Below are 3,223 nucleotides of genomic sequence, written 5' to 3' on the forward strand. Positions count from 1 at the left end.
GAGGGGGCCTGGCGGCGTTGGCCATGGACAATCGGGCAGCATTTCAGGCGGTGAAGTCGGCCGACAGTTCGCGGATCAGGAAATCGACGAACGCGCGCACCTTGGCCGCAATATAGGTGCGGTGCGGATAGAGCGCGTAGATCGGGCTGGAGCCGGGGCGAAACTCATCCAGCTGCACTTCCAGCCGGCCGTCCCTGATCGCAGCGTCGACCAGCAGGCTGGGCAGGTTGCCGATGCCGAAACCGGCGGTGGTCATCTGGTAGGCGGCCTCGACGCTGTTGGTCGAGATCCGCCCCCCGATAGCCGCATCGAAAGGGCCGTCGGGTCCGATGAATGGCCACGTGCCAAGGCGCTTGGCGAAATTGCTCAGCACGCAGGAATGGCTTGCCAGCTCATCCGGGTGGACCGGACGGCCGTTTGCATCCCAATAATCGGGCGTGGCGCAGACATAATTGCGGACGTCACCAAGCCGGCGGGCAATCAGGGCGGAATCCGCCTGACCGCCGAAGCGGATGGCCACATCGTAGCCTTCCTCGACAATGCCGACGACATAACGCGCGGTGAGGTCGAACTCGATCGTGGTGAGCGGGTTTTCTTCGAGGAATTTCGGCACCAGCTTGGTTATGCGCGTGTGGCCCAGAACATTGGAGCAGGAAACCCGGATCAGGCCGCGCGTCTCCTTGTGCAGGCCGCGCGTCGAATCCTGCAGTTCGGAAATGTCGTCGAGCAGGCTGCGCGCACGCGGAGCATAGTCGCGGCCCGCCTCGGTGAGGCTGAGACGCCTTGTGGTCCGATTGATGAGCCGGACGCCGAGGTCATCTTCCAGTTCCTTGATGGTGCGGCTGACGGCCGTCGTCGACATGTTGAGATCGCGCGCCGCCGCCGACAGGCTGCCCAGCAGGCAGACCCGATCGAACACCCGCATCGCCGTCAGAAGATTCATCTTGCCTTCCCCTCGCCGTCGCGGCCCCGCCGCCATCGGCTGCGTCCTGTAGAAAACAGCGCCCAGCAACGACGCGGCAAGGGCATTCCACCGAATTTGGGCGTAAAATCAACAATGGGAGAACCGATATGACATCCAGACCTCTTCATCCCGCGATCGGCACATTTGCGAAAGGCGCAAAGAGCGGCGCGCTTGGCCGCCGCGAGTTCCTGGCGCTGGCCAGCGCCTTCGGCGCCAGCACGGCGATTGCCTACGGGCTCATCGGTCAGCCGGTCCCGGCGCGAGCCGAGGAAGCCGTCCAACCCAGGAAGGGCGGCGTGGTGCGTGTTGCCATGCAGGTGATGGAACTGGAAGACCCGCGCAAGTTCAAGGTTTCGCAGATGGGCAACATCGCCATGCAGTTTCTCGAACCGCTGGTGCGCTGGAAGCCGGATTTCACCTTCGAGCCGGTGCTGCTGCAGAGCTGGGAGATCAATGCGGACGCGACGGAATATGTGCTCAAGGTGCGCCCGGGGGTGAAATGGTCGAACGGCGACGATTTCACCGCCACGGATGTTGCCTTCAACATCACGCGCTGGTGCGAGAAGGATGCCGCCGGCAACTCGATGGCCGGGCGCATGACCGCGCTGATCGATCCCGACACCAAGGTGGCACGCACTGGCGCCATCGAGGTTCGCGACGGCCACACCGTGGTCCTGAAACTGTCTCAGCCCGACATCACCATCATCCCAGCGATGACCGACTATCCGGCATTGATCGTCCACCACACATTCAATCCGAAGGCGGCGCCACTGTCGGCCAACCCCGTTTGCACGGGCCCGTTCGAACTTGCAAGACTCGATGTCGGCGTTGCTGCCTCGGTGCGCAAGCGGCCGGACGGGTCGTGGTGGGGCGGCGAGGTGTTCCTCGACGGCATCGACTGGACCGACTACGGCACCGACTCGGCCGCCACCGTCTCCGCATTCGAATCCGGTGAGATCGACCTGAATGGGCAGACGCAGTCCTATGACGTCGCCATGCTCGACAGGCTGGGCCTGAAGAAAAGCGAGATCGTCACTGCCGCCACCCTGGTCTCGCGCTGCAACGTCAACGCCAAACCCTATGACGACAAGCGCGTGCGCAACGCCATACAGCTTGCGGTCGACAACGAAGCGGTGCTGCAACTGGGCGCCGACGGCATGGGTATCGTCGCGCAGAACGATCATGTCGGACCGATGCATCCCGAACACGCCGACTTGCCGCCGATCAAACGTGATCCGGTCCGGGCCAGGGCATTGCTCGAGGAAGCCGGCCAGCTCGATTTCGAATTTGATCTGATCTCGGTCGAAGCCGATTACCGCAAGGAAAGCTCCGATGCCGTCGCCCAGCAGATGCGCGACGCGGGCTTCAAGGTGAAACGCACCGTCATCCCGGAATCGGCATTCTGGAACGACTGGACGAAGTATCCCTTCGCGACCACCAATTGGAACGCCCGACCGCTCGGCATCCAGACCTATGCGCTTGCCTACCAGACCGGTTCGGCATGGAACGAGACAGGGTTCGCCGATCCCGACTTCGATGCCAAGGTCCACAAGGCCAACGCCATCGCCGATCCGGAGCAGCGCCGTGCGGTGATGAAGGAACTGCAGGTCATGCTGCAGGATTCCGGCATCATCGTTCAGCCCTACTGGCGAAAGCTGTTCTGCCATATGAAACCTGCCTTGATGGGCTACCAGATGCATCAAGCCTATGAGCAGGACTTCACCCGGGCCTGGCTCGCGGCCTGATCGCGGGCAACCCTTCCGACAGGCGGCGCATTTTCCGGCGCCGCCTGTCGCCTGCTCACCGGGAAAGTTGCGCCGAAGCGTCGGCATCAAGGGCGTTCGAGGAGCAGTGCGGGCTTCGCATCGGGCATGATGCGCAGGTGCGGCCACACGCGCCATACCTTGGCAGGTCGGCCGGAATCCCGGGCCAGCGCACCGGACCGGCTGGCACATCAAGCGTGTGAAACATTCTGGTTTCCGCCTCTGTCATCATCAAGCTCCGGTTCATGGCTGGAGCTTACTTTTGAATGATGGAAGTGAAACCCGCTTTCCCGGGCAACGACCTTCCCGAAAACCGGGAGAATTCGCGCTCTTGGTGCCGACAGGAACCGAAGCGGCAAGATCGAGCCGCATGAGCGGTCTGCCGCCGCCTGATGTTTATGCCGGATCTCAACAGGTCTCTGCCGCTCAATTGAACTGAATTCGCCTGCTTGTTGCGCGGAACTCCAGCCTGTCTCGGACGTTGGACGCCAATATC

Annotated in this window: 3 protein-coding genes; 1 reads left to right on the top strand and 2 read right to left on the bottom strand. The window is 62.6% G+C overall.

Annotated features, from left to right (window positions below; genetic code table 11):
- Nucleotides 1–43 precede the first annotated feature (43 nt).
- Nucleotides 44–943, bottom strand: coding sequence for a LysR family transcriptional regulator (locus EN750_RS25655; protein ID WP_127270477.1), 900 nt, complete (start codon nt 941–943; stop codon nt 44–46).
- 128 nt (nt 944–1,071) lie between these two features.
- On the opposite strand from EN750_RS25655, the gene EN750_RS25660 reads away from it, so the two are divergent.
- Nucleotides 1,072–2,709, top strand: coding sequence for an ABC transporter substrate-binding protein (locus tag EN750_RS25660; RefSeq protein ID WP_127398212.1), 1,638 nt, complete (start codon nt 1,072–1,074; stop codon nt 2,707–2,709).
- 209 nt (nt 2,710–2,918) lie between these two features.
- Here EN750_RS25660 and EN750_RS40030 read toward each other — a convergent pair.
- The coding region (locus tag EN750_RS40030) for a hypothetical protein (RefSeq protein ID WP_210212769.1) at nt 2,919–3,223 on the bottom strand (305 nt) is incomplete at its 5' end.

Origin of the sequence: Mesorhizobium sp. M7A.F.Ca.ET.027.03.2.1 (assembly GCF_003999175.1) — a bacterium.
Lineage (GTDB): Bacteria > Pseudomonadota > Alphaproteobacteria > Rhizobiales > Rhizobiaceae > Mesorhizobium.